We start from the raw sequence: 21177 nt of genomic DNA, 5'->3' as shown, positions 1-21177 counted from the left end.
GTCATTCGGCCCAGCAGGCTTCACAGCAGCTGCAGAAATTCAAGGATTTGCGGCAAGTAATCGTCAAAATCACTCAAGGCATGGTCGCTGCCCTCGATCAGGCGCACGTGTCCGGCTTGATGGCGGGCCAGCATTTCGCGCCAATCCAATACCTCGTCGCCCTTGGCGATCAAGGCCAACGTGGCGGGCCGGGTCGGTGAAGGATGACTTTCAAGAACTTTCAGCTCTTGAACATGAGCCGGCTCAAAAAAGATGCTTTGAGAGGGGTCTTGCCACACCGGGTGCTCGCCGATGTAGCGCGCCAAATCGCGTGATGGATACACGGCCGGGTTGACCAATACCGCAGGAACACCCCGCTGAGCCGACAACCATGCGGCATAAAAGCCACCCAAAGAAGAACCCATGACCGCCATTTGCCCGCGCGGCCAAGCGGCTGTGCCCTCCAACAGCAAGGTCATGGCCTGGGCGGGAGAAGCGGACAACTGGGGACACCACCAAGTGACTTCAGGGTGCCGCGTCCGCACCAGCTTGGCCATGGTTTGGGCCTTGACCGACTGCGGTGACGACCTGAAACCGTGCAAATACAGCAGATGGGTCGTGGCCACAGTGCGTCAAATTTCGATCTTGGAGCCCAACTCGACCACCGCATTGGTGGGCAAGTTCAAGAATGCTGCAGCACCACTGGCGTTGTGGTGCATCTGGGCAAAGAGTTTTTCGCGCCAGGTGGCCATGCCGCCACCGATGGTGGGGATCACGATGTCACGGGACAAAAAGTAACTGGTCATCATCGGGTCCAAGCGGTCACCGTTGCCGCCAATGTTGGCCAAAGCGGACGGCAAGTCGGGGTTGTCTTTGAACCCATAGTTGACAATGACTTGCCAACAATCACTGCCAAGGTCGGTGACTTCCAAACGCTGTGCGACCGGCATGCGGGGAATTTCAAGGTTTTGCACCGTCACAAACAAATTCCGCTCATGCAGAACTTTGTTGTGCTTGAGGTTGTGCAACAAGGCATTGGGCACCGTGCCCACCTCTGCGGTCAAAAACACAGCGGTGCCCGTGACCCGGGTTGGAGGCGCCACAAAAACGGCCTCCAGAAAATCCGTCAGCCGCAAGGCGTCGGAACGCAGGGATGCATTGAGCAAACGACGGCCATCGTGCCAAGTCAACATGAAGGTGAAAATCACGGCACCCAGCAGCAAGGGGAACCAGCCGCCGTCCAACAGCTTGAACATGTTCGAAGCCCAAAACGCCAAGTCAACCAACAAGAAAAAGCCGGTGGCCCCAATGCACAGGGCCAAGGGCAGCTTCCAAGCGTGGCGAATGACAAAGAAGGTGAGCACCGTGGTGATCAACATGTCGGTGCACACGGCAATGCCATACGCTGCGGCCAAGTTGCTCGACGACTTGAACATCACGACCGCCAAAACGATCGCCGCAAACAAGCTCCAGTTCACAAAGGGCATGTAAATTTGGCCCGTGTCGGTCTCGCTGGTGTGCAAGACCTGCAAGCGAGGCAGGTAGCCCAGCTGAATCACTTGTTTGGTGACGCTGAAAGCCCCCGAAATCAGGGCTTGTGAGGCAATCACGGTGGCCATCGTGGCCAAGCCCACCATGGGCAACAAGGCCCAATCGGGCGTCATCATGTAGAAAGGGTTTTTCACGGCGTCGGGTTCGGCCAACAACAACGCCCCTTGACCGAAATAGTTGAGCGTCAAGCAAGGCATGACCACCGAAAACCAAGCCAAACGGATGGGCTTTTTGCCAAAGTGGCCCATGTCAGCGTATAGCGCCTCGGCGCCGGTCACACACAAGACCACCGCACCCAAAATGATGAAGGTGGTGCCCGGGTTGTGCCAGATGAAGCTCAGCGCGTAATGCGGGCTGATGGCCAACAAGATTTCGGGGCGCTGCACAATCTGCAACAAGCCCAAAGCGGCAATGGCCAAAAACCAAACCAAAGTGATCGGCCCAAAAAACCGGCCGATGCCCGCTGTACCGCGTTTTTGTACCCAAAACAGCAAAAACAGAATGATCAGGGTCAGAGGAATGACCGATTTTTTGAAGGCGGGCGAGATGATCTCCAGCCCTTCGACCGCTGACAACACCGAAATGGCCGGCGTGATCACGCCATCGCCATAAAACAGACAAGTGCCAAAGATGCCCACCAAAAGCAGCACCTTGCGCAATTGCGGCTGGTCTTTGACCGACTGGGAAGCCAAAGCCAACATGGCCACCAGGCCGCCTTCACCGTGGTTGTCAGCACGCAAGACCAACACCACATACTTCAAGGACACGATGGTGGTCAGTGTCCAAAAAAAGATGGAGAGGATGCCGTAAACATTGGCAGGCGTGAAGGGAACATGCCCCGAGCCGAAGACCTCTTTCATGGCGTACAGCACGCTGGTGCCGATGTCGCCGTAAACCACGCCAATGGCACCCAGTGTCAAGGCGGTGAGAGAGGACTTAGTTGAAGACATAAATGAGCCCGAAAAAAATCAGGCTTTAACGCAAGTGGGCGCTATTTTGCGCTCATTTGTCCGAAGCCGTCTCGGCAGGCATCAAAAATGTTGCAGTGCAGCAACTTTCAAGGCCGGGCCGAACTTCAGTCGTAAACCTCGGCCTCGGGGTCGGTGGCTTCCAGTTCGTAGCTGGCCGCCAACATGGCCAAACGACCAATCACACCGTACATGTAGAAACGGTTGGGGACGCTGGCACCCGGTTTGACGCCTGGCTGCGGCAAGTGCGGGGTGTCGGCAAAGGCCAAAGGCACAAAACTCGCGCCCGGAGCGTTCAGGTTTTCGTCGACACCACGCTCCGCGTGCACCCGGTAAAAACCACCCACCACGTAGCGGTCCATCATGTAAACCACGGGCTCGGCCACCGCATCGTTGATGCGCTCGTTGGTCAGCACACCTTCCTGAATGATCACGTCATTGACGGTCTGACCATCCTTGATGACGTTCATCTTGTTGCGGGTTTTGCGGTTGAGCTGGTCCAAATCGGCCACATCCCGCACCGTCATGATGCCCATGCCATAAGTCCCGTTGTCGGCCTTGACCACCACGAAAGGCTTTTCGTTGATGCCGTATTCCTTGTATTTGCGCTTGATTTTGGTCAGCAGCGCATCCACATTGCTGCGCAGGCAATCCATGCCCGTGCCTTCCGCGAAATTGACATCGCCACACTGACTGAACATGGGGTTGATGAGCCAGGGGTCTATGCCCAGCAGCTTGCCGAAACGCTTGGCCACTTCTTCGTAGCTTTGAAAATGGTTGGTCTTGCGGCGAACGCTCCAGCCCGCGTGCAAGGGCGGCAGCAAGAACTGTTCATGCAGCTCCTCCAAAATGCCCGGCGCACCGGCCGACAGGTCGTTGTTGAGCAAGATGGTGCAAGGGTCAAAATCTTTCAAACCCAAGCGGTGGTGGCTGCGAACCACCGGCTCTAGGGTCACGCTCTCGCCATTGGGCAGCTCGATGGTGGTGCTTTCCTTGATTTCTGGGTTGATGGAGCCCAGTCGCACATTGAGGCCCGCCATGTGGAAGATGCGCTTCAACTGGACCACGTTGGCGAGGTAAAAGGTGTTGCGGGTGTGGTTTTCCGGAATGATCAGCAGGTTTTTGGCCTCAGGGCAGATCTTCTCGATGGCCGCCTGCGCTGCTTGCACCGCCAAGGGCAGCATTTCTGGCGTCAGGTTGTTCCAGCCACCGGGGTAAAGGTTGGTGTCCACCGGGGCCAGCTTGAAGCCCGCATTGCGAATGTCGACCGAGGTGTAGATCGGCGGGGTGTGCTCCATCCACTCCAAGCGAAACCAACGCTCAATGGCGGGCATGGAGTCAAGGATGCGCTGCTCCAGCTCATTGATGGGGCCAGTCAAGGCGGTGACGAGGTGGGGGACCATGGGCGACCTTTAGGGGGCTGTGGTGAACAAAACAGAGAAATCATATGAGGCCAAAGCCTCGCTTTTCAAGCACGCGTTAGACACGCACTTCGCCTTCGCCCAGTACCACGTACTTGAGGGAGGTCAGCCCTTCGATGCCGACAGGCCCCCGGGCGTGAAACTTGTCGGTGCTGATGCCAATTTCGGCGCCCAGCCCGTACTCAAAACCATCGGCAAAACGCGTGCTGGTGTTGACCATCACACTGGCGGAATCCACCTCGCGCAAAAAACGCTGGGCGTGCACATGGTCACGGGTCAAGATGGCGTCGGTGTGGTGACTGCTGTAGTGGTTGATGTGGGCAATCGCCTCATCCACCCCTTCAACCACCTTGATGCTGATGATGGGGGCAAGGTATTCCTCGAACCAATCTTGCTCGGTCGCGTCTTTCAGGTGGGCGCCGGCGACTTGACTCAGGATGGCCTTGGCCTTGGGGCAGCAACGCATCTCAACCCCTTTGGCGGCATACACCGCGCCAATTTGGGGCAAAAATTCTGTCGCCACGCCGCGGGCCACCAGCAAACTCTCGCTGGCATTGCAAGGGCTGTATTTGTGGGTTTTGGCGTTGTCGGCCACCCGAACAGCCATGTCCATGTCACAAGGCTCGTCCACATAGGTGTGGCAGTTGCCGTCCAGGTGCTTGATGACCGGCACCTTGGCTTCGGCGCTGATGCGCTCGATCAGGCCTTTGCCGCCACGCGGGATGACCACATCCACAAACTGGGGCATGGTGATGAGCTGACCCACCGCCGCACGGTCCGTGGTTTGCACCAGTTGTACCGCATCAACGGGCAAGCCGCTGTCGGACAAGGCTTGCTGCACCAGTTGCGCCAAAGCTTTGTTCGACTCAATGGCCTCAGAACCACCCCGCAAGATGCAAGCGTTGCCACTCTTGATCGACAGGCTGGCGGCTTCAATGGTCACGTTGGGTCGGCTTTCAAAAATCATGCCGAACACGCCAATCGGCACCCGCATCTGGCCCACGCGGATGCCACTGGGCACTTGCTTCATACCGATGACCTCGCCGATCACGTCGGGCATCGCCGCCAATTGCTCGCAACCTTGGGCACAGGTCTCCAACACCTTGGGGGTGAGTTTCAGGCGGTCCACCATGGGTTCGGCCAAACCGGCAGCACGGGCCCGCGCCAAGTCTTTGGCGTTGTCCAGCTGCAGGGCCTCGGTGTTGTGGCGCAACAAGGCCGCCAAACGGCGCAATGCCTTGTTTTTGGTCGCAGACGAAGCGCGGGCCATGGCGGCCGAAGCTTGCTTGGCCTGCTGGCCCAAAGCCAGCATGTATTCAGCAGTGTTCAATTCGGTCATTGGGACATTTTCGCAGATGCAGCCAAGGGTAGGGATGGGCCTCAGCGCACCATGCAAAAGCGCGAAAACCGCAAGGCCAAGCGCTGCAAAGCTTGCCAAGGATCGGTGGGCCAGTCGGGCACTTTCAAGCCTTTGACAATGCCATCCACCTGGTGGGCTGCCTGCAGCAGGCCGTTCAATCGGGCCTCCGTCATGCGGGGCAAAACGCGCTCAAACAAGCGCTCGCGCGGCCCCCAGACGCGCTGTTCGCGCAGCGCCATGGGCAGCGGTTTGCCAGCAGTCATGGCATCTTTGACGCGTTTCAGAGCACGGATGTCTTCGGCAATGGTGTAGTGCACCAGCACAACGGCCTCGCCCTCGGCTTGCAACCCATCGAGCATGCGTTGGACACGGGCAACTTGACCCGACAGCACCGACTCGGACAACTTGAAGACGTCGTAACGGGCCACATTGACGACCGCCGCCTCCACTTGGGCTTGGCTGATGTCGCCCGGCGGGTAAAGCAAGCCCAGTTTTTGAATTTCTTGGAAAGCGGCCAACAAATTGCCCTCCACCCGGTCTGCAAAAAATTGCAGGGTGCGCTGGCCCTCTTCACCAGCCGCCACATTTTGGCCCTGCATGTGCAAGCGCTGGGCGATCCACTCGGGCAGCGCGTTGCGCTCAATCGGATCGATCTGGAGCGAAACGCCAAAATTTTCGAGCGCGCCAAACCAAGCGCCTTTGCGGGTGGGTCCATCCAAACGGGGCAAAGTGACCAAGGTCAACGTGCTGTCGTTGTCTTGGGTGGCCGCGGCCAACTGCTGCAAGGCGGCACTGCCCTCCTTGCCCGGCTTTCCAGAGGGAATGCGCACTTCCACGATCTGTTTGTCAGCAAACAAGCTGAGCGAACCGCCTGCGGCCAAGACCTCGCTCCAATCAAAATGCGCGCCCGAAACGGTGTGCACGCTGCGCTCGGTGTAGCCCTGGAGCCGTGCCGCCGCCCGGATGGCGTCAGCGGCTTCTTGCTGCATCAGAGGTTCATCGCCATGCAGCACATAAAGACTGCGCAAACCTTTTTGCAGATGAGACGACAGCTGGGATGGGGCCAGTTGCATGAGTGGTCAGGGCTTGGACGCAGGCACGGCCAGTGCTTTGGCTGGCGGCTTGACCATCGCCAAACGCCGCATGATCTGCTGCACGATATCGGTTTGCATGTCGCGGTAAAGCATGCCTTGTTCGATTTCTTTGGACAAAGCAGCGGTCTCGGTGAAACTCAAATCACGCTGCTGCGCCAACTCCACCGCATCAATCCAGGTCACACCTTCGGGCGTTCGCAAGCGAAACCTGACGCGCAAACGCAGTTGCAATTCGCGCACCTGGCCCAAAGCATTGATACCCACCACCACCTGCTGTCGCTCTTCACTCAAGATGTCCAAAATGGCATCGGCTTTGAGCATTTGCGCGGGCTCACTCCACACCTCAATGCGGCCAGTGCCCAACAGATTCCGACGCAGCTCGACACCCAAAGGCGAATTGATTGAAAAATTGGCGTAAAGCGTCTTGAAAGGGTAATCACCCACGCTGCGCAACTGAAAGCCGCACGCCGAGAGCCCTGCGGTCAAGGGCACAGCCCATAAGCCCTGCAAAAAATGGCGGCGCGGGGTGCTCATGGGCCAGCCGATTCAGACCACGATGTTGACCAAGCGGCCAGGCACCACGATCACCTTTTTAGGTGCGGCACCTGCAGCTTGCTTGACAAAAGCCTCCGTCGCCAAAGCGGCGGCTTCGATCTGGGTCTTGTCGGCGCTGGCGGGCACCCAAATGGCACCACGCAGCTTGCCGTTGATTTGCAGCATCAGCTCGATCTGGTCGCGCTCCAGGGCCGACTCGTCGAGGGCGGGCCAAGGTGCGTCAAGCAACTCGCCCACGGCTTGTGCGTAACCCAATTGCTGCCAAATTTCGTCGGTGATGTGCGGGCAGGCGGGGTAGAGCATGCGCATCAGAATGGACACGCCTTCGCACAGGGCAGCAGTGTCACCCGGGCTGGCATCAGGTTTGAAGTCTTCCAGGGCATTGAGCAGTTTCATGCAACCGGATACCACGGTGTTGTATTGCATGCGCTCGTAGTCGTAGCCCACTTGCTTGAGCACCAGGTGCATCTCGCGGCGCAGGGCCTTGGCCGCGTCACCCAAGGCGGCTTGGCTCAGGTCTTGCGCCGTGGCCGAGCGAAGCAGTTCGTGGTGCTTGAACGCGAAGTTCCAGACCCGGCGCAAAAAGCGGTAACTGCCTTCCACGGCGGAGTCATTCCACTCCAGTGTGACTTCGGGCGGTGCGGTGAACATGGTGTACAAGCGCGCGGTGTCGGCACCGTACTTCTCGATCAGGTCCTGCGGGTCCACGCCGTTGTTTTTCGACTTGGACATGGTGCCCACGCCTTCGTAGTCTATTGGCGTGCCCACGGGCAGACGACCGTCGCCACTGTCGGCTTCGTTCTTGAGTTGGGCACCGATGACTTTGCCAGTATCGTCCAGCACATGCTCGACATCGTGCGGCCAGAAGTAATCCTTGCCACCCTTGGCGGTGCGGCGGGAGTAAATATGGTTCAGCACCATGCCTTGCGTGAGCAGTTTGGTGAAAGGCTCGTCGACCTTGACCAAACCCAAATCGCGCATGACCTTGGTCCAGAAGCGTGCATACAGCAGGTGCAGGATGGCGTGCTCGATGCCGCCAATGTACTGGTCCATGCCGCTGCCACCCGTGGCCAGCAGTTGATCGCGCATCCAGTAATCAGCACCCGCCCCCACCATGCCATCGGCTTTGGTCGGGTCGCAATAGCGCATGAAGTACCAGGACGAATCCACGAAGGTGTCCATGGTGTCGGTCTCGCGTCGGGCGGGTTGACCGCACACCGGGCAAGTCACACCCGCATGGAAACCTTCGTGTTGGTGCAGCGGGTTGCCTGACCCGTCAGGGATGCAGTCTTGCGGCAGCACCACGGGCAGGTCTTTTTCGGGCACCGGCACCGCGCCGTGCTCGTCGCAATGGATGATCGGGATGGGTGTCCCCCAATAGCGCTGGCGGCTCACGCCCCAGTCGCGCAGACGCCAGGTGGTTTTCTTCTCGCCCAAGCCTTTGGCGGCCAAAAGCTCGGCCACTTTGCTGGCGGCCGCCTTGAAGCTCAGGCCATCGAGTTCGCCGGAGTTGACGCAGATGCCATTTTTGGTGGCGTACCACTCTTGCCAGACACGCTCGTCGAACGATGCATCGCCAACCCCGGCCACCAAGGCCGTGGCGGGCTTGGCCGCCGGTGAGGAATCGGAGCCTGCGACTGACGAACCGGAGGGCAAGACCGCCACGGCCGGAGCCAGTCCAACGACCTGACGAATCGGCAAGTCGTACTTCAAAGCAAACGCAAAGTCACGCTCATCGTGCGCTGGCACGCCCATCACAGCGCCATCGCCGTAACTCATCAGCACATAGTTGCCAACCCAGACCTCGACCTGCGCGCCGGTGAGGGGATGCGTGACGAACAAGCCCGTGGGCATGCCCTTCTTTTCTTGGGTGGCCATTTCGGCCTCGGTGGTGCCACCGGTTTTGCATTCCTCAAGGAAGGCGGCCAGCGTGGGCTTGCTTGCTGCTGCGTGCAGCGCCAGCGGGTGCTCGGCCGCCACGGCGCAAAACGTCACGCCCATGATGGTGTCGGCGCGGGTGGTGAAGACGAACATCTTGCCCTCGCCAATCGGAGCACCCGAGGCATCGCGGATGTCGTGCGGGAAAGCGAAGCGCACGCCTTCGCTCTTGCCGATCCAGTTCTCCTGCATCAGGCGCACTTTGTCGGGCCAGCCGTTCAGCGTGGCTTTCTCGTTGCCGATCTGCACATGGTCGAGCAACTCTTGCGCGTAAGCGGTGATGTTCAGGTAATAGCCCGGAATTTCGCGTTTTTCAACCGGTGCACCTGTACGCCAACCTTTGCCGTCGATCACCTGCTCGTTGGCCAGCACCGTCTGGTCCACCGGGTCCCAGTTGACGACCTGGGTCTTGCGGTAGGCGATGCCTTTTTCCAGCATCTTCAAGAACAACCACTGGTTCCACTTGTAATAGGTGGGGTCGCAGGTGGCGACCTCGCGCGACCAGTCGATGGCCAAACCCATGGCCTGCATCTGCTTTTTCATGTAAGCGATGTTTTCGTAAGTCCACTTGGCCGGGGGCACGCCGTTTTTAAGCGCGGCATTCTCGGCAGGCAGACCAAACGCGTCCCAGCCCATGGGCATGAGGACGTTGTGGCCCTTCATGCGCAGGCTGCGCGTGAGCATGTCATTGATGGTGTAGTTGCGCACATGGCCCATGTGCAGCTTGCCGCTGGGGTAAGGCAGCATGGAGCAGGCGTAAAACTTCTTTTTGCTGGCGTCTTCGGTGACGCGGTAGGCATCGCGGGCCGTCCAGCGCGACTGCGCTGCGGGTTCGACTTCGAGGTGGTTGTACTTGTCTTGCATAGGGCTAAATTGTAGGGCTTGGGCTGGGTCAATTCGAGGGCGCAAAACTCGCCAAGCCTGCGCCCATCAGGGGGCTGCCAGCTGAGCCACAAAGCCAATGCGGGTCAGGCCCGCTTTTTGAGCCAAACCCATGGCCTCCACCACCCGACCGTAGGACACAGTGGCGTCGGCTCTGAGCTCCAACTCGGTTTGCGGATTTCTAAGGGCCACACGGGACAGATGGGCTTTCAGATCTTGCGCCGTGATGGCTTGATCGTTCAGGTACAGAGCCCCTTGGGCATCCACCACCAACACCACAGAGGAAGCCAAGGCGCCAGTATCGACGCCTTCGCTTTGAGGCAAGTCCAGCCGTATGGCGCTGCTCATCAAGGGTGCTGTGACCATGAAAATCACCAGCAAGACCAACATCACGTCCACCAAGGGCGTCACATTGATCTCACCCATGGGCGGATCGGACGGACGGCTGGACAATCGACCAAAGGCCATGGTGCATCAGTCTGAAGTTTCGGCCAAAAGCGCCCGCACATCATGTGCAAAACCTTCAAGCACCGCCTCGACTTGGCCAATGCGCCTGCCCAACAGGTTGTAACCCAACACCGCCGGAATCGCCACGGCCAAGCCGGCCGCAGTCATGACCAAGGCCTCGCCCACGGGTCCGGCAATCTCTTCGATGCGAATTGCCCCGCCCTCTGTCAGGCCTGCCAAAGCGTTGAAGATGCCCCAGACCGTGCCCAACAAACCGATAAAGGGGGAAATCGCACCCGCAGTGGCCAACCATGTTTGTCCCCACTGCATTCGTCGAACCACCGATTGCATGGCGTCGCGCAGCACCCGCGTCAGTTGGTGGTGTCGGTCGCCGGAGGAAGCCAAAGTGCCCCCCAAGGGCAACAAAGTCGCGTCCAACATGGGCAGCACACAGGCATCACGGTCAAATTGGGCCACGCGCTGGCGGGCATCGTCAAAGCCGGATGCTTGCCAAAAAGCGGCCACACTGCGAGGCACGTCTTCACTCACCCGGGATAGCAAACGCCATTTCCAGGCAATCACCACCCATGAGCCCACAGACAGCGCCAAGAGCAACACCGCCAAAACCAGACTCACGGCGTCGCTGTGTTGCCAGAAGTCGTTCAAGCTCATGGTGTTTGGGGGTCAACGCGCCTCAGCGCAGTTTCAACACGTCAAACATGTCAAACAAGCCACTGTCTTGCGTTGACAAGAAGCGTGCCGCCCGAAGACTGCCTTGAGCGTAGGTCGAGCGACTGGATGACTTGTGCGTCACCTCTATGCGCTCGCCAATCCCTGCAAAGAGCACCGTGTGGTCGCCCACAATGTCACCGCCCCGGATGGTGGAAAACCCAATGGTGGATGGGTCGCGTTCGCCGGTGTGGCCATATCGTTCGTAAACAGCGCACTCGTTCAGATCGCGCCCAATGGCTTCGGCAATCACCTCGCCCATCTTGAGGGCTGTGCCCGACGGCGCATCGACTTTGTGCCGGTGGTGGGCTTCGATGATCTCGATGTCGTAGCCGGTGGGCATGGCTTGCGCCGCCATTTGCAAAAGTTTGAGGGTGACGTTGACGCCCACGCTCATGTTCGGCGCCATGACGATGGCCACGTCGCGCGCGATCTCGGCGATTTCGGCTTTTTGCGCGTCGGTGAAACCCGTGGTGCCAATGACCGCTTTCACGCGCAGCTCGCGGCACACTTTGAGGTGTGCCAGAGTGCCTTCGGGACGTGTGAAGTCGATCAAACAAGCCGCGCCCTGCAGGCCTGCGTGCAGGTCAGCCGTGACCAAAGTGCCCGTAGTGCGCCCCATGGCGGCACCCGCGTCTTGGCCCAGAGCCGGACTGCTGGCCATGTCCAGGGCACCCGCCAAACGGCAATCATCTGTGGCCAAAATGGCTTCAATCAGCATGTGCCCCATGCGACCGGAGGCACCCGCGACGGTGATGGGCAGTTGTTTCAGTGTGGTCATAAGGGGTTTGAAGGGAAGAGGGACGACACCGCTGCAAGGGTCACACCCAACTACCGCGCTCAACGCGAAGCAGGCTCCAAGGGCGGGTAAGTTCGGGGGGCGGACGCTGCGGGCGGATTGGTGGGTTTGGCTAACGACGTGGTGGTGAACTTCTTGAGGTCTTCTTCGCTGGCTTGAAGGGTCGGCAATTTGCCGGGCGTCCGAGGCTTGATCAAACGACCGGCGAACTCGGATTCACTGGGCAAATCGTCGCCCTCTATGCGATCCAACACATCGCCCTTGAAATGAACCGTGAGCCTGAAATTTTGTGGTGCGACGCCTTGCCTTTGTATGCTGAAGGCGTAATCCCATCGGTCAGCATGAAACAAACTGGCGACCAAGGGTGTGCCCAAAATTTCGCGCACTTGAACGCGCGCCATGCCACGGCTCAGGACTTGACGCTGCTCTTTGGAGATGAAGTTGCCCTGGACCACCTCGGGCACATAAGGCTTGAATGTGTCTCGATTGACGCCGGCTAAACCACTGCAACCCAGCAAGCCAAAGAGCACGAGTGCTACAGCCAGAAAACGGCAGGGCAAGCGGAATGTCGGGGATGCGGTCATGGTTGGATGGGTGCCGATATGATCATGTCCATTGTAGCGGCAGCTTTGCAAACAAACCGCTACCCAACGACAGGACCACCCCATCCCATGCGTCAGATTGATGAACTGAAAAACAACGGGCTCAAGGCCACTTTGCCGCGGCTGAAAATTTTGGAGGTTTTCCAAAGCGGCTCCATGCGTCACATGACAGCAGAAGATGTTTTTCGTCATCTGCTGCTTGAAAACGCAGACATCGGCTTGGCCACTGTTTACCGGGTTTTGACGCAATTTGAGCAGGCTGGGATCTTGAGTCGCAACCACTTTGAAAGTGGCAAATCTGTTTACGAGTTGAACGAAGGGCAGCACCATGACCACATGGTCTGCCTCGATTGCGGCCGGGTTGAAGAGTTCTACGATGCAGAGATCGAATCCCGTCAACACGCCGTGGCCAAGGCCAAAGGATTTGAGATCGCAGACCATGCTCTGAGCTTGTACGCCCATTGCACTCAGAATCCCTGCCCCCATCGGAATGCCCGCTGAGCAATTGAAGGGATCACTCCATAGCGCGGCGTTGCCGCTCAATGAATTCTTGGTAGGTGTCGATGCCACGCATCTGCAAAATCGTGTTGCGCACAGCCGCTTCCACCAAAACCGCGATGTTTCGCCCCGCCATCACTTGAATCACCACCTTTTGAACGGGGATTCCGAGCACATCCTGGCGCAAAGGCTCTGACGGCAAGCGTTCGTAGTCGCGCTCCAAAGTTTCGCGACGAACCAAGTGAACGATCAGCTTAAGACGCATCTTGCGGCGCACGGCCGTTTCACCAAAAATAGCCCGAATGTCGAGCAAGCCGATGCCACGCACTTCAAGCAAGTTCTGCAAAAGGTCCGGACACCGGGCCTCGATGGTGGTCTGATTGATGCGGTACAAATCAACGGCGTCATCGGCCACCAAGCCGTTGCCGCGGGAAATCAGCTCCAAGCCCAACTCACTTTTCCCCAAGCCCGATTCGCCCGTGATCAAAACACCCATGCCCAAGATGTCCATGAAGACACCATGCATCGTGGTGCGATCGGCAAAATGTTTGGACAAATAGGCCCGCAAAACGTCAATCACAAACGCTGACGACTGCTCGGTCAAAAACATCGGAATTTGAGCCCGCTCACACATGGCCAACAGTGCATCGGGGGCGGTCTGGCCATCGGCCAAAACCAAGACAGGCGGCTCTAAGGTCACGATGCGGGACGTACGACGGGCACAGTCTTCATCGGTACCGCTGGTCAGGTAAGCCACTTCGCGTGGGCCTAAGATTTGTACGCGGTAAGGATGGATGTAGTTGAGATACCCCACCAAGTCGGCACCCGACCGGGCTTCGCGCACTGCGACTTCGTCAAAACGACGCTCGGAGGCGCCAAGACCTGCCAACCACTGCCATTTGAGTTGCTGCCGATGGTCTTCAAACAAAACGTCGGCGCTGATGACGGAAGGCTTCATCGCAGAACTTCAGCCGTGAGAACTCAGGCCGTTTGGGCCGACTGCCACTGGGCAATCAATTGGTGCAAACCGATTTGGGCCGAACTGGACTTGATGCTTTCGCGAAGCACGGTATCGCTCAGCAATTCAGCGATTTCAGAGAGAATTTCAAGGTGTTTTTGCGTAGCAGCCTCGGGCACCAGCAAAAAAATCAGCAAATTCACAGGCTGCTCATCAGGGGCGTCAAAGCCGATCGGCTCAGCCAACTGAAAGACGGCAGCCATGGGCGCCTTGAGGCCTTTGATGCGGCCATGAGGGATGGCCACGCCATGACCCAGACCTGTCGAGCCCAATCTCTCCCGCGCAAACAAGCTGTCGGTCACCAAAGCACGCGACAAGCCGTGGAGATTCTCAAAGAGAAGTCCGGCTTCTTCGAATGCACGTTTCTTGCTGGTGGCTTCCACGCCTACAAGAACTTGGGCAACAGGCAGTATGGATGAGAGTCGGTTCATGGTCGAGGCCGGATTATGCACCCGAACGGCCCCAAGCAATGGCCTGCCTTCGAACCAAAGCCGTTTTTACAGTTTTGTTGCCATTTAGAGACGACATGGGCCATGAAAAAGGCCGCTTTTCAGCGGCCTTGAGCCAAGAGGGATGGTTCACATCATGCGCTTGGGCGCAGCGTGGTGGTGATCGGTGATCCGGTCTTTGTGTTTGACCACTTGACGATCGAGCTTGTCCACCAAATCGTCCACTGCCGCGTAAAGATCTTCATGAGCGCTCTCGGCAAACAAGTCACTGCCTTTGACATGGATGTTGCACTCGGCCCGCTGGCGTTTTTCTTTCTCTTTCTGCTTTTCGACGGTCAGCAGCACTTTCACATCCACCACTTGGTCAAAATGTCGGGTGATGCGATCGAGTTTCCCCGTGACGTACTGGCGCAAGGCAGGGGTCACTTCCAAATGGTGTCCGCTGATGATTAAATTCATGAGTGTCGCCTCCATAGATTCAGGGTAGAAAAAGCCCCACCGAGGCGGGGCTCAGAAACCACTTATCAGGTGATTCAACCCCACTATGCGCTCCGCACCACCGAAAAGCAATGCTTCCCCAACTAAACCTGAAAAGTCTGCTTTCAATGCCCTCAAGGGTTCATTTCGGTGCTATCGTTCGACTTGAGACGGTGTTTTGTGGTGCCTCTTTCGTCACCCCCATCGACTTGCAGTGCCCACACCCGCACCCGCAACTCAAGCCTGCGCGCCATGCAAGCGCAAACGCCCGGCCAACCAGGCGCTGAGACCGCTTGCCACCACCCCCAACAAGCCTGCCACCCAGTACAGCGTGAGGTGCCCTTGTGGATCGCGCCCGATGATGAGCCCACCCACCAAAGCCGCAAACCCCATGGCGGCGGACTGAACCGCTGAATTGAGCGTCATGAAGGTCCCGCGCAGGCGTGGTTCTACGGACGATGAAATCATGGCCATGCCAGGAATCATCCGTCCACTCATCATGGCGAACAAACCCGTCGAAATCAGTAACAAACCCCACAAGGGCAAGCCCTCCGACAGCGTGGTGGCCATCAAGGGAAAAGCCACCGCCAAAGCCAAGCGCTGAAACACCTTGACCTTGCCAACCCGATCGGTCAAGCGACCAAAGTAACGCGCGGTCAACAAGGTCGTCAGGCCGCCACACAAATAGATCCAAGGCACCTCATCGTTTTGCATGCCAGCGTTGGACTGGAGGTAGATCGTGATGTAGGGAATGACGGTGAAGCCCGCAAACATCATCAACGCAGTGACCCCAAAAGCCTTGAGGTGGTTGGGCTCCACCAACACTTGGCCAATGCCGCGCCACACACTCACACGCTCAGGGTGGTGCAAATGCGCGTCCAGCCGGGGCAGCGTCTGCCAAGCGCCCAATGCCAGCAGGCCCACCAGCAAGGCAATGCCAAAGAAAGGCGCATGCCAATTGAAATGCGCTGCCAAAAACAAACCCAACGGCACACCCGCCACCGTGGACACGGAGAAAGAAGTCATGACCACGCTCATGGCCCTGCCCCTGCGCTCAAACGGAATGACGTCGGCGACGATGGTCTGGGCCAAGGCCGACAACACACCGCCAAACAAGCCTGCGGCAATGCGCGCCACCATCAACCAAAAGTAATCGGGCGCCAGGCCACAAGCCAAAGTGGCCAAACCAAACAAGGGGTACATGGTCAACAGCAACTGCTTGCGGCTGAAACGGTCGATGTAGGTGGCCGCCATGAGCCCAGACAGGCCCGCCGACAAGGTGTAAGCCGAAACCAACAAGCCGAACTGGGCGTTGCTGATGCCAAACAGCGCCGTGAACTGTGGCCCCAGCGGCATCATGATCATGAAATCTAGGATGTGCGTGAATTGGATGCCCGCCAAGGTCAACAGCAGCCAGCGCTCACGCCGTGGGGTCAAGTGGGGGATCATGAAACAATGCCTTCGCGTTGACGGAGAATCTAACACCCGCGGCCTGCCCCCTGGAACACCATGTACATCGACACCCTGAAAGGCGCAGCTTTGGCCAGCACCCCGATCACCACAAAACCCCGCTTGACTGGGTTGGTCTTGATGGGCGGCGGCGCGCGCACGGCCTACCAAGCGGGCGCTCTACAGGCGATAGGTCGACTGCTGGGGGCTTCACAAGCGGCGGCTTGTTTTCCGTTTCAAGTGCTCACAGGCACTTCTGCTGGCGCTCTGAATGCCACATTTTTGGCCAGTCGGGCCATGGAAGGGTTGGGCGCACTCGACGATCTGGCCGAGTTTTGGCAGGGCATCCGCACCGATGCGGTGTATCACCTGCCTCAGACACCCCTGGCGCGCTTTAGCCGCTGGGCCACAGCCTTGGGTTTGGTCTTATCGGCTCGCCAACAAGCTGCAGCCATGGACAGCTTGGCCTTGGTCAACACTTTGCACAAAGCGATCGAACTGAGCCGCATCGACACGGCACTGCAAAAAGGGGTGTTACACGCTTTGGCAGTGACCGCCTCCAGTTACTCCAGTGGTGTGCACTGGACTTTTTGCCAAACCCAGGACGGCTTACCGATTCCTTGGAGCCGTCCCGGCCGTCGCGCCGAACAACAACCCATCACGATCGAGCACCTGATGGCGTCAAGCGCCATTCCCTTCATCTTCCCGGCCACACCGCTGTGGGTCGACGGTGGCATGGAGTTTTTTGGCGATGGTTCGATGCGGCAAATATCTCCCCTGTCGGCTGCCGTGCAGCTGGGTGCCGATCGCATTTTGGCCATCGGCGTGAGCCAACCTCAGCGGGCCGGCTTGGGCACCCCCCTTCGCACCAACGGTCGACCCTCTTTGGGCACGATCGCAGGACATGCGATGGCCAGCGTCTTCCATGACACCCTGGAAGCCGACGTGGAGCAAATCAGCCGCATCAACCAATCCTTGCGCAAGCTGCCTGAATCGGTGCGCGCCGAGTTGCCATTTCGTTCGGTTGAGGTGCTCACACTCCAACCCAGCGCCTCTCTGGACGCGTTAGCTCAGGCTCATGTGCACACACTGCCATTGCCCATCTTGCGGGTCCTCGAGGGCTTGGGTGCCTTGCAAGGCAGCGGGGCGGCTTTGGCCAGTTATTTGCTGTTTGAGCCGGGGTTCATCAGGGCCTTGTTGGCCTTGGGGCAAGCGGATGTGGCCGCCAGGTCAGCGGAGATCCTTGATTTCCTGAGCACCCGATCAACTTGTCAGGTGCGATAATCCCAACATTCATTCTGGAGACACATAGCTGTGGAAACTACCCCGAGTTGGTAGCTTTCGAACGCGCTGAGCACCCTGCCCATCGTTCGAAAGCTGCCAAGAACCCTTCGCCGCCCCTTTGAACTTTTGGCAACTGGCCATTTTTTGGATTCGCCATGCTCAACATTTTTACCCTTGTCAACGGCCGCCTCTTTCAGGAAGAGATCGAGTCGCTGGAAGAACTCTCCCGCTTTCAACCCATCTGGGTCGACTTGGAGTCGCCCACTCTGGAAGAAAAACGCTGGATCAAACAGTACTTTGGCCTGTCCATCCCGGAAGATGCGATGGACGAGGACATCGAAGAATCCGCCCGCTTTTACGAAGAAGACAATGGCGAGCTGCACATCCGCTCCGACTTTTTGGTCGCCAACGAAGAGCAGCCCAGCACGGTCCGTTGCGCTTTCATCTTGAACCAACACAACGTCGAACTGAAAAGTCAAGGAGTGCTGTTTTCCATCCACGACGAAGACGTCCCGGTGTTTCGCCTGTTGCGCATGCGCGCCCGCCGAGCCCCAGGCTTGATCGAAGACGCCAAAGATGTGCTGCTCAAGCTGTTTGATGCCGATGCCGAGTATTCGGCCGACACACTGGAAGGCATTTACGACCAACTGGAAAGCGCTGGCAAAAAAGTGCTTTCAGGGGACGTGACCGACGCCATGGCGGGTGAAGTGCTGGGTGCCATTGCCAGGCAAGAAGACTTGAACGGACGGATCCGCCGCAACGCCATGGACACCCGACGCGCCGTCAGCTTCATGATGCGCTCCAAAATGCTCAATGCCGAGCAATTTGAAGAAGCACGTCAGATTTTGCGAGACATCGACTCACTGGACTCACACACCGAATTCTTGTTTGACAAGATCAACTTCTTGATGGATGCCACTGTGGGTTTCATCAACATCAACCAGAACAAGATCATCAAAATCTTCTCGGTGGCCAGCGTGGCTTTGCTGCCTCCCACTTTGATCGCCAGCTTGTACGGCATGAATTTCCAGTACATGCCCGAACTGTCGCAAAAGTGGGGTTACCCATTTGCCCTGACCCTGATGGTGGCCAGCGCTGTGGTGCCCATGTGGTACTTCCGCCGCCGCGGCTGGCTCAAGTGATGCCGAGGCCTTCGGTTGGCAAGTCTTTCAGCCAACAGGACAAAATTGCCAAACTGTAGCGGCTGGCGACACCGCTCACGAAGCTTTGGAAATCCGTGTGCGCTGCGTCATCGGCGCGATCGGACACCGTGCGCACCGCTGCAAAAGCGGCTTTGTAATCCCAACAGACTTGGGCGACTGCGGCGCCCTCCATCTCAACAGCCAAGGCGGATGGAAACGCCTGGGACAACACCTGACTTTCAGCAGAGGTCGACACAAATCGGTCGCCACTGATCAACAAACCTTGGTGCACCCGGGGCGACAACACCTTGAATTGGCCCATGGCCTCATGCCCAAAATGTTCAGGGGCGCAGGCCAAAATCTGGGCGCTGGCCTGTGCCAATTGCGCGGACAAATTGGCGTCCGCATCGAAGCACGCACGCCCATAAAAAGGCACTTCATACCTTGGGCACAAAGGGGAGGCATCCATGTCATGCTGGATAAAGCCTTGGGCCACCACCACATCGCCAACGCGAACTTCAGGCGCCAAGCCGCCGGCCACCCCGGTGAAAATCAAGCTGCTCACCTGAAAGCGGTCGAGCAAGATGCTGGCGGTTGTCGCTGCTGCCACTTTGCCAATGCGGGACAACACCGCCACCACCGAATGGCCTTGCCAATGGCCAACCCAGAAATCCCTGCCTGCGACAGTGACACACTGCTGGTCTGCCATTTCAGCCAATACAGCCGACAATTCCTCGTGCATGGCACTCATGATGCCGATCGTCGCCATCCTTCAAACCCGATTCAGCCTGCGCCAGGCCATCAACCCGGACTGCGCAGCTCACGCCGCAAAATCTTACCCACCGGGGTTTTGGGCAACTCGGTTCGGAACTCGATCACCCTGGGTTGCTTGTAAGCGGTCATGTGCTCGCGGCAGTGGGCCATGATCCTGGCTTCTGTCAAAGCCGGGTCTTTTTTGACCACCACCAACTTGACGCTCTCGCCCGTTTTTTCATCAGGCACACCAATGGCCGCGCACTCGAGCACGCCCGGGCAAGTTGAAGCCACCTCTTCCACCTCATTGGGATAGACATTGAAGCCACTGACCAAAATCATGTCCTTTTTGCGGTCAATGATCTTGAAGAAACCCCGCGCATCCAAAGTCCCCACATCACCCGATTTGAAGAAACCATCGGCAGTCATGACTTTGGCCGTTTCATCGGGCCGCTGCCAGTAACCCGCCATGACCTGCGGCCCCTTGATGGCGATTTCCCCGGGTTGTCCGGGCTCGGTCACCTCGTGTCCATCGTCGTCCAGCAATTTCATCCAGGTGCTGGGCAAAGGCACGCCAATGGTCCCCGTGAATTCAGTGCTGGTGGTTGGGTTGCAACTGGCGGACGGACTGGTTTCAGACAAGCCGTAGCCTTCACAAATCGGACACCCGGTTTTCTCCAACCAAAGTTGGGCCACATTGGGCGTCACCGCGGTACCACCGCCCAAAGACACCTTGAGATTGGACCAGTTCACCGTGCCGAAATCGGGGTGATTGGCCAAGCCATTGAACAGGGTATTGACGGCTGGAAAGCTGTGAAACGTGTGCTTGGACAACTCTTTAAGAACGGCAGGTAAATCACGGGGATTGGGAATCAAGATGGTTTTCCCCCCCATGCGCAGTCCCAACATCATGTTCACCGTGAAGGCGAAGATGTGGTACAGCGGCAATGCACACACCGACGTGGGTTGCTCCCCCGCCGGGATGCGCTTCATGACCGGTGCGTTCCAAGCCTCAGACTGCAACACATTGGCGATCACGTTGCGGTGCAAAAGAACGGCGCCCTTGGACACCCCGGTGGTGCCACCGGTGTATTGCAGCACGGCGATGTCGTCGGCCGTTAACTCGGGCTTTCGAAAAGCCAGCTGTCGACCTTTGCTCAGCGCATCATTGAACCTGACCGCTTGAGGCAGGTGAAAAACAGGCACCATTTTTTTAACGTTGCGCACCACGTAGTTGACCAAACTGCCTTTGAGCACACCCAAACGGTCGCCCATCGCAGCCACGACCACATGCTGGACAGGTGTTTGAGCGATGCATTTTTCAAGCGTCGCGGCAAAGTTCTCGATGATCACGATCGCTTTGGCACCCGAGTCCTTGAGTTGGTGTTCCAACTCACGCGCGGTGTACAAAGGGTTGACGTTGACCACCACAAAACCGGCACGCAAGATGGCTGCTACGGCCACAGGGTACTGCGGCACGTTGGGCATCATGATGGCGACGCGGTCGCCTTGAACCAATCCCAAAGACTGCAAGTACGCAGCCATGGCCAGGCTTTCCTCGTTGGTTTGGGCAAAACTGATGTCCTTGCCCATGAAGCTGTAAGCACAACGGTCGGCGTATTTGGCAAAACTGTCTTCGAGCAAACCGACCAAGGAGCTGTAGGGGTCTGGCGCAATCTCAGCGGGGATGCCTTCGGGGTAACTTTTCAACCAAACGGGGTTCAACATGTCGTAGTCTCCTGAAATTCAGTCTACCTGATATCTGACAGCGAACTGACTGAA

The 21177-nt window shown here is 58.0% G+C and carries 19 protein-coding genes and 2 pseudogenes; 3 read left to right on the top strand and 18 right to left on the bottom strand.

Annotated elements, in window-relative coordinates:
• Nucleotides 1–20 precede the first annotated feature (20 nt).
• The 12 genes and pseudogenes from B472_RS07870 to B472_RS07820 form a co-directional block, all read right to left on the bottom strand.
• Nucleotides 21–605, bottom strand: a complete 585-nt coding sequence (locus tag B472_RS07870) for a YqiA/YcfP family alpha/beta fold hydrolase (RefSeq protein ID WP_019426668.1) — start codon at nt 603–605, stop codon at nt 21–23.
• A 6-nt stretch (nt 606–611) separates the two neighbouring features.
• Nucleotides 612–2480: a potassium transporter Kup gene (locus B472_RS07865; protein ID WP_026039486.1), complete on the bottom strand. Its 1869-nt coding sequence runs from the start codon at nt 2478–2480 to the stop codon at nt 612–614.
• 125 nt (nt 2481–2605) lie between these two features.
• A complete protein-coding gene (gshA, locus tag B472_RS07860) occupies nt 2606–3901 on the bottom strand; it encodes a glutamate--cysteine ligase (protein ID WP_019426666.1) in 1296 nt (431 codons plus the stop codon).
• Between the two features lie 76 nt (nt 3902–3977).
• Entirely contained in the window at nt 3978–5258 is a 1281-nt protein-coding gene (locus B472_RS07855) for a glutamate-5-semialdehyde dehydrogenase (protein ID WP_019426665.1), read from the bottom strand.
• A gap of 41 nt (nt 5259–5299) precedes the next feature.
• Nucleotides 5300–6352 (bottom strand): DNA polymerase III subunit delta, encoded by a 1053-nt coding sequence (gene holA, locus B472_RS07850; protein WP_019426664.1) that lies wholly within the window; start codon nt 6350–6352, stop codon nt 5300–5302.
• 6 nt (nt 6353–6358) lie between these two features.
• Complete coding sequence (gene lptE / locus B472_RS07845) at nt 6359–6907, bottom strand: LPS assembly lipoprotein LptE (protein ID WP_019426663.1); 549 nt, start codon at nt 6905–6907, stop codon at nt 6359–6361.
• A 12-nt stretch (nt 6908–6919) separates the two neighbouring features.
• Nucleotides 6920–7426, bottom strand: a pseudogene (locus B472_RS17480) (class I tRNA ligase family protein); the annotation flags it as partial.
• Nucleotides 7427–7480: 54 nt separating this feature from the next.
• Nucleotides 7481–9730 (bottom strand): annotated as a pseudogene (locus tag B472_RS07840) (leucine--tRNA ligase); the annotation flags it as partial.
• A 66-nt stretch (nt 9731–9796) separates the two neighbouring features.
• Nucleotides 9797–10216, bottom strand: coding sequence for a biopolymer transporter ExbD (locus tag B472_RS07835; RefSeq protein ID WP_026039485.1), 420 nt, complete (start codon nt 10214–10216; stop codon nt 9797–9799).
• Nucleotides 10217–10222: 6 nt separating this feature from the next.
• The gene (locus B472_RS07830; RefSeq protein ID WP_019426660.1) at nt 10223–10867 is read right to left on the bottom strand and encodes a MotA/TolQ/ExbB proton channel family protein; all 645 of its coding nucleotides are present in this window, start codon (nt 10865–10867) and stop codon (nt 10223–10225) included.
• A gap of 22 nt (nt 10868–10889) precedes the next feature.
• The gene (gene dapB, locus B472_RS07825) at nt 10890–11705 is read right to left on the bottom strand and encodes a 4-hydroxy-tetrahydrodipicolinate reductase (RefSeq protein WP_019426659.1); all 816 of its coding nucleotides are present in this window, start codon (nt 11703–11705) and stop codon (nt 10890–10892) included.
• A gap of 59 nt (nt 11706–11764) precedes the next feature.
• Nucleotides 11765–12307: an outer membrane protein assembly factor BamE gene (locus B472_RS07820; protein ID WP_040505877.1), complete on the bottom strand. Its 543-nt coding sequence runs from the start codon at nt 12305–12307 to the stop codon at nt 11765–11767.
• Between the two features lie 87 nt (nt 12308–12394).
• Between B472_RS07820 and fur the strand changes: the two genes are divergently transcribed.
• Nucleotides 12395–12826, top strand: coding sequence for a ferric iron uptake transcriptional regulator (gene fur / locus B472_RS07815; protein WP_026039483.1), 432 nt, complete (start codon nt 12395–12397; stop codon nt 12824–12826).
• A 13-nt stretch (nt 12827–12839) separates the two neighbouring features.
• Here fur and hprK read toward each other — a convergent pair whose 3' ends face one another.
• From hprK to B472_RS07795, 4 genes are all read right to left on the bottom strand, one after another.
• The gene (gene hprK / locus B472_RS07810) at nt 12840–13781 is read right to left on the bottom strand and encodes an HPr(Ser) kinase/phosphatase (RefSeq protein WP_019426656.1); all 942 of its coding nucleotides are present in this window, start codon (nt 13779–13781) and stop codon (nt 12840–12842) included.
• A gap of 23 nt (nt 13782–13804) precedes the next feature.
• The gene (locus tag B472_RS07805; RefSeq protein ID WP_026039482.1) at nt 13805–14272 is read right to left on the bottom strand and encodes a PTS sugar transporter subunit IIA; all 468 of its coding nucleotides are present in this window, start codon (nt 14270–14272) and stop codon (nt 13805–13807) included.
• Nucleotides 14273–14419: 147 nt separating this feature from the next.
• Nucleotides 14420–14749: a ribosome hibernation-promoting factor, HPF/YfiA family gene (gene hpf / locus B472_RS07800; RefSeq protein ID WP_019426654.1), complete on the bottom strand. Its 330-nt coding sequence runs from the start codon at nt 14747–14749 to the stop codon at nt 14420–14422.
• Nucleotides 14750–15004: 255 nt separating this feature from the next.
• Complete coding sequence (locus tag B472_RS07795) at nt 15005–16216, bottom strand: MFS transporter (RefSeq protein ID WP_019426653.1); 1212 nt, start codon at nt 16214–16216, stop codon at nt 15005–15007.
• A gap of 60 nt (nt 16217–16276) precedes the next feature.
• On the opposite strand from B472_RS07795, the gene B472_RS07790 reads away from it, so the two are divergent.
• The gene (locus tag B472_RS07790; RefSeq protein WP_019426652.1) at nt 16277–17500 is read left to right on the top strand and encodes a patatin-like phospholipase family protein; all 1224 of its coding nucleotides are present in this window, start codon (nt 16277–16279) and stop codon (nt 17498–17500) included.
• A 155-nt stretch (nt 17501–17655) separates the two neighbouring features.
• Nucleotides 17656–18642 (top strand): magnesium/cobalt transporter CorA, encoded by a 987-nt coding sequence (gene corA, locus B472_RS07785; protein ID WP_019426651.1) that lies wholly within the window; start codon nt 17656–17658, stop codon nt 18640–18642.
• Here corA and B472_RS07780 read toward each other — a convergent pair.
• Together B472_RS07780 and B472_RS07775 are read right to left on the bottom strand one after the other, a co-directional pair.
• On the bottom strand, nt 18635–19411 hold the full coding sequence (locus tag B472_RS07780) for a 5'-methylthioadenosine/adenosylhomocysteine nucleosidase (protein ID WP_019426650.1): 777 nt from the start codon (nt 19409–19411) through the stop codon (nt 18635–18637). The genes corA and B472_RS07780 overlap by 8 nt on opposite strands.
• A gap of 32 nt (nt 19412–19443) precedes the next feature.
• Nucleotides 19444–21123, bottom strand: coding sequence for a long-chain-fatty-acid--CoA ligase (locus tag B472_RS07775; RefSeq protein ID WP_019426649.1), 1680 nt, complete (start codon nt 21121–21123; stop codon nt 19444–19446).
• Between the last annotated feature and the right edge of the window lie 54 nt (nt 21124–21177).

This window comes from Limnohabitans sp. Rim28 (genome assembly GCF_000293865.2).
Lineage (GTDB): Bacteria > Pseudomonadota > Gammaproteobacteria > Burkholderiales > Burkholderiaceae_C > Limnohabitans_A.
Note: the sequence above shows the minus strand (reverse complement) of the source record. Positions and strands in the feature narration are given on the sequence as shown.

Coding starts and splice junctions, on each gene's coding strand:
- B472_RS07865 (WP_026039486.1), bottom strand. CDS start 2,480: ATGTCTTCAACTAAGTCCTCTCTCACCGCCTTGACACTGGGTGCCATT.
- gshA (WP_019426666.1), bottom strand. CDS start 3,901: ATGGTCCCCCACCTCGTCACCGCCTTGACTGGCCCCATCAATGAGCTG.
- B472_RS07855 (WP_019426665.1), bottom strand. CDS start 5,258: ATGACCGAATTGAACACTGCTGAATACATGCTGGCTTTGGGCCAGCAG.
- holA (WP_019426664.1), bottom strand. CDS start 6,352: ATGCAACTGGCCCCATCCCAGCTGTCGTCTCATCTGCAAAAAGGTTTG.
- lptE (WP_019426663.1), bottom strand. CDS start 6,907: ATGAGCACCCCGCGCCGCCATTTTTTGCAGGGCTTATGGGCTGTGCCC.
- B472_RS07835 (WP_026039485.1), bottom strand. CDS start 10,216: ATGGCCTTTGGTCGATTGTCCAGCCGTCCGTCCGATCCGCCCATGGGT.
- B472_RS07830 (WP_019426660.1), bottom strand. CDS start 10,867: ATGAGCTTGAACGACTTCTGGCAACACAGCGACGCCGTGAGTCTGGTT.
- dapB (WP_019426659.1), bottom strand. CDS start 11,705: ATGACCACACTGAAACAACTGCCCATCACCGTCGCGGGTGCCTCCGGT.
- B472_RS07820 (WP_040505877.1), bottom strand. CDS start 12,307: ATGACCGCATCCCCGACATTCCGCTTGCCCTGCCGTTTTCTGGCTGTA.
- fur (WP_026039483.1), top strand. CDS start 12,395: ATGCGTCAGATTGATGAACTGAAAAACAACGGGCTCAAGGCCACTTTG.
- hprK (WP_019426656.1), bottom strand. CDS start 13,781: ATGAAGCCTTCCGTCATCAGCGCCGACGTTTTGTTTGAAGACCATCGG.
- B472_RS07805 (WP_026039482.1), bottom strand. CDS start 14,272: ATGAACCGACTCTCATCCATACTGCCTGTTGCCCAAGTTCTTGTAGGC.
- hpf (WP_019426654.1), bottom strand. CDS start 14,749: ATGAATTTAATCATCAGCGGACACCATTTGGAAGTGACCCCTGCCTTG.
- B472_RS07795 (WP_019426653.1), bottom strand. CDS start 16,216: ATGATCCCCCACTTGACCCCACGGCGTGAGCGCTGGCTGCTGTTGACC.
- B472_RS07790 (WP_019426652.1), top strand. CDS start 16,277: ATGTACATCGACACCCTGAAAGGCGCAGCTTTGGCCAGCACCCCGATC.
- corA (WP_019426651.1), top strand. CDS start 17,656: ATGCTCAACATTTTTACCCTTGTCAACGGCCGCCTCTTTCAGGAAGAG.
- B472_RS07780 (WP_019426650.1), bottom strand. CDS start 19,411: ATGGCGACGATCGGCATCATGAGTGCCATGCACGAGGAATTGTCGGCT.
- B472_RS07775 (WP_019426649.1), bottom strand. CDS start 21,123: ATGTTGAACCCCGTTTGGTTGAAAAGTTACCCCGAAGGCATCCCCGCT.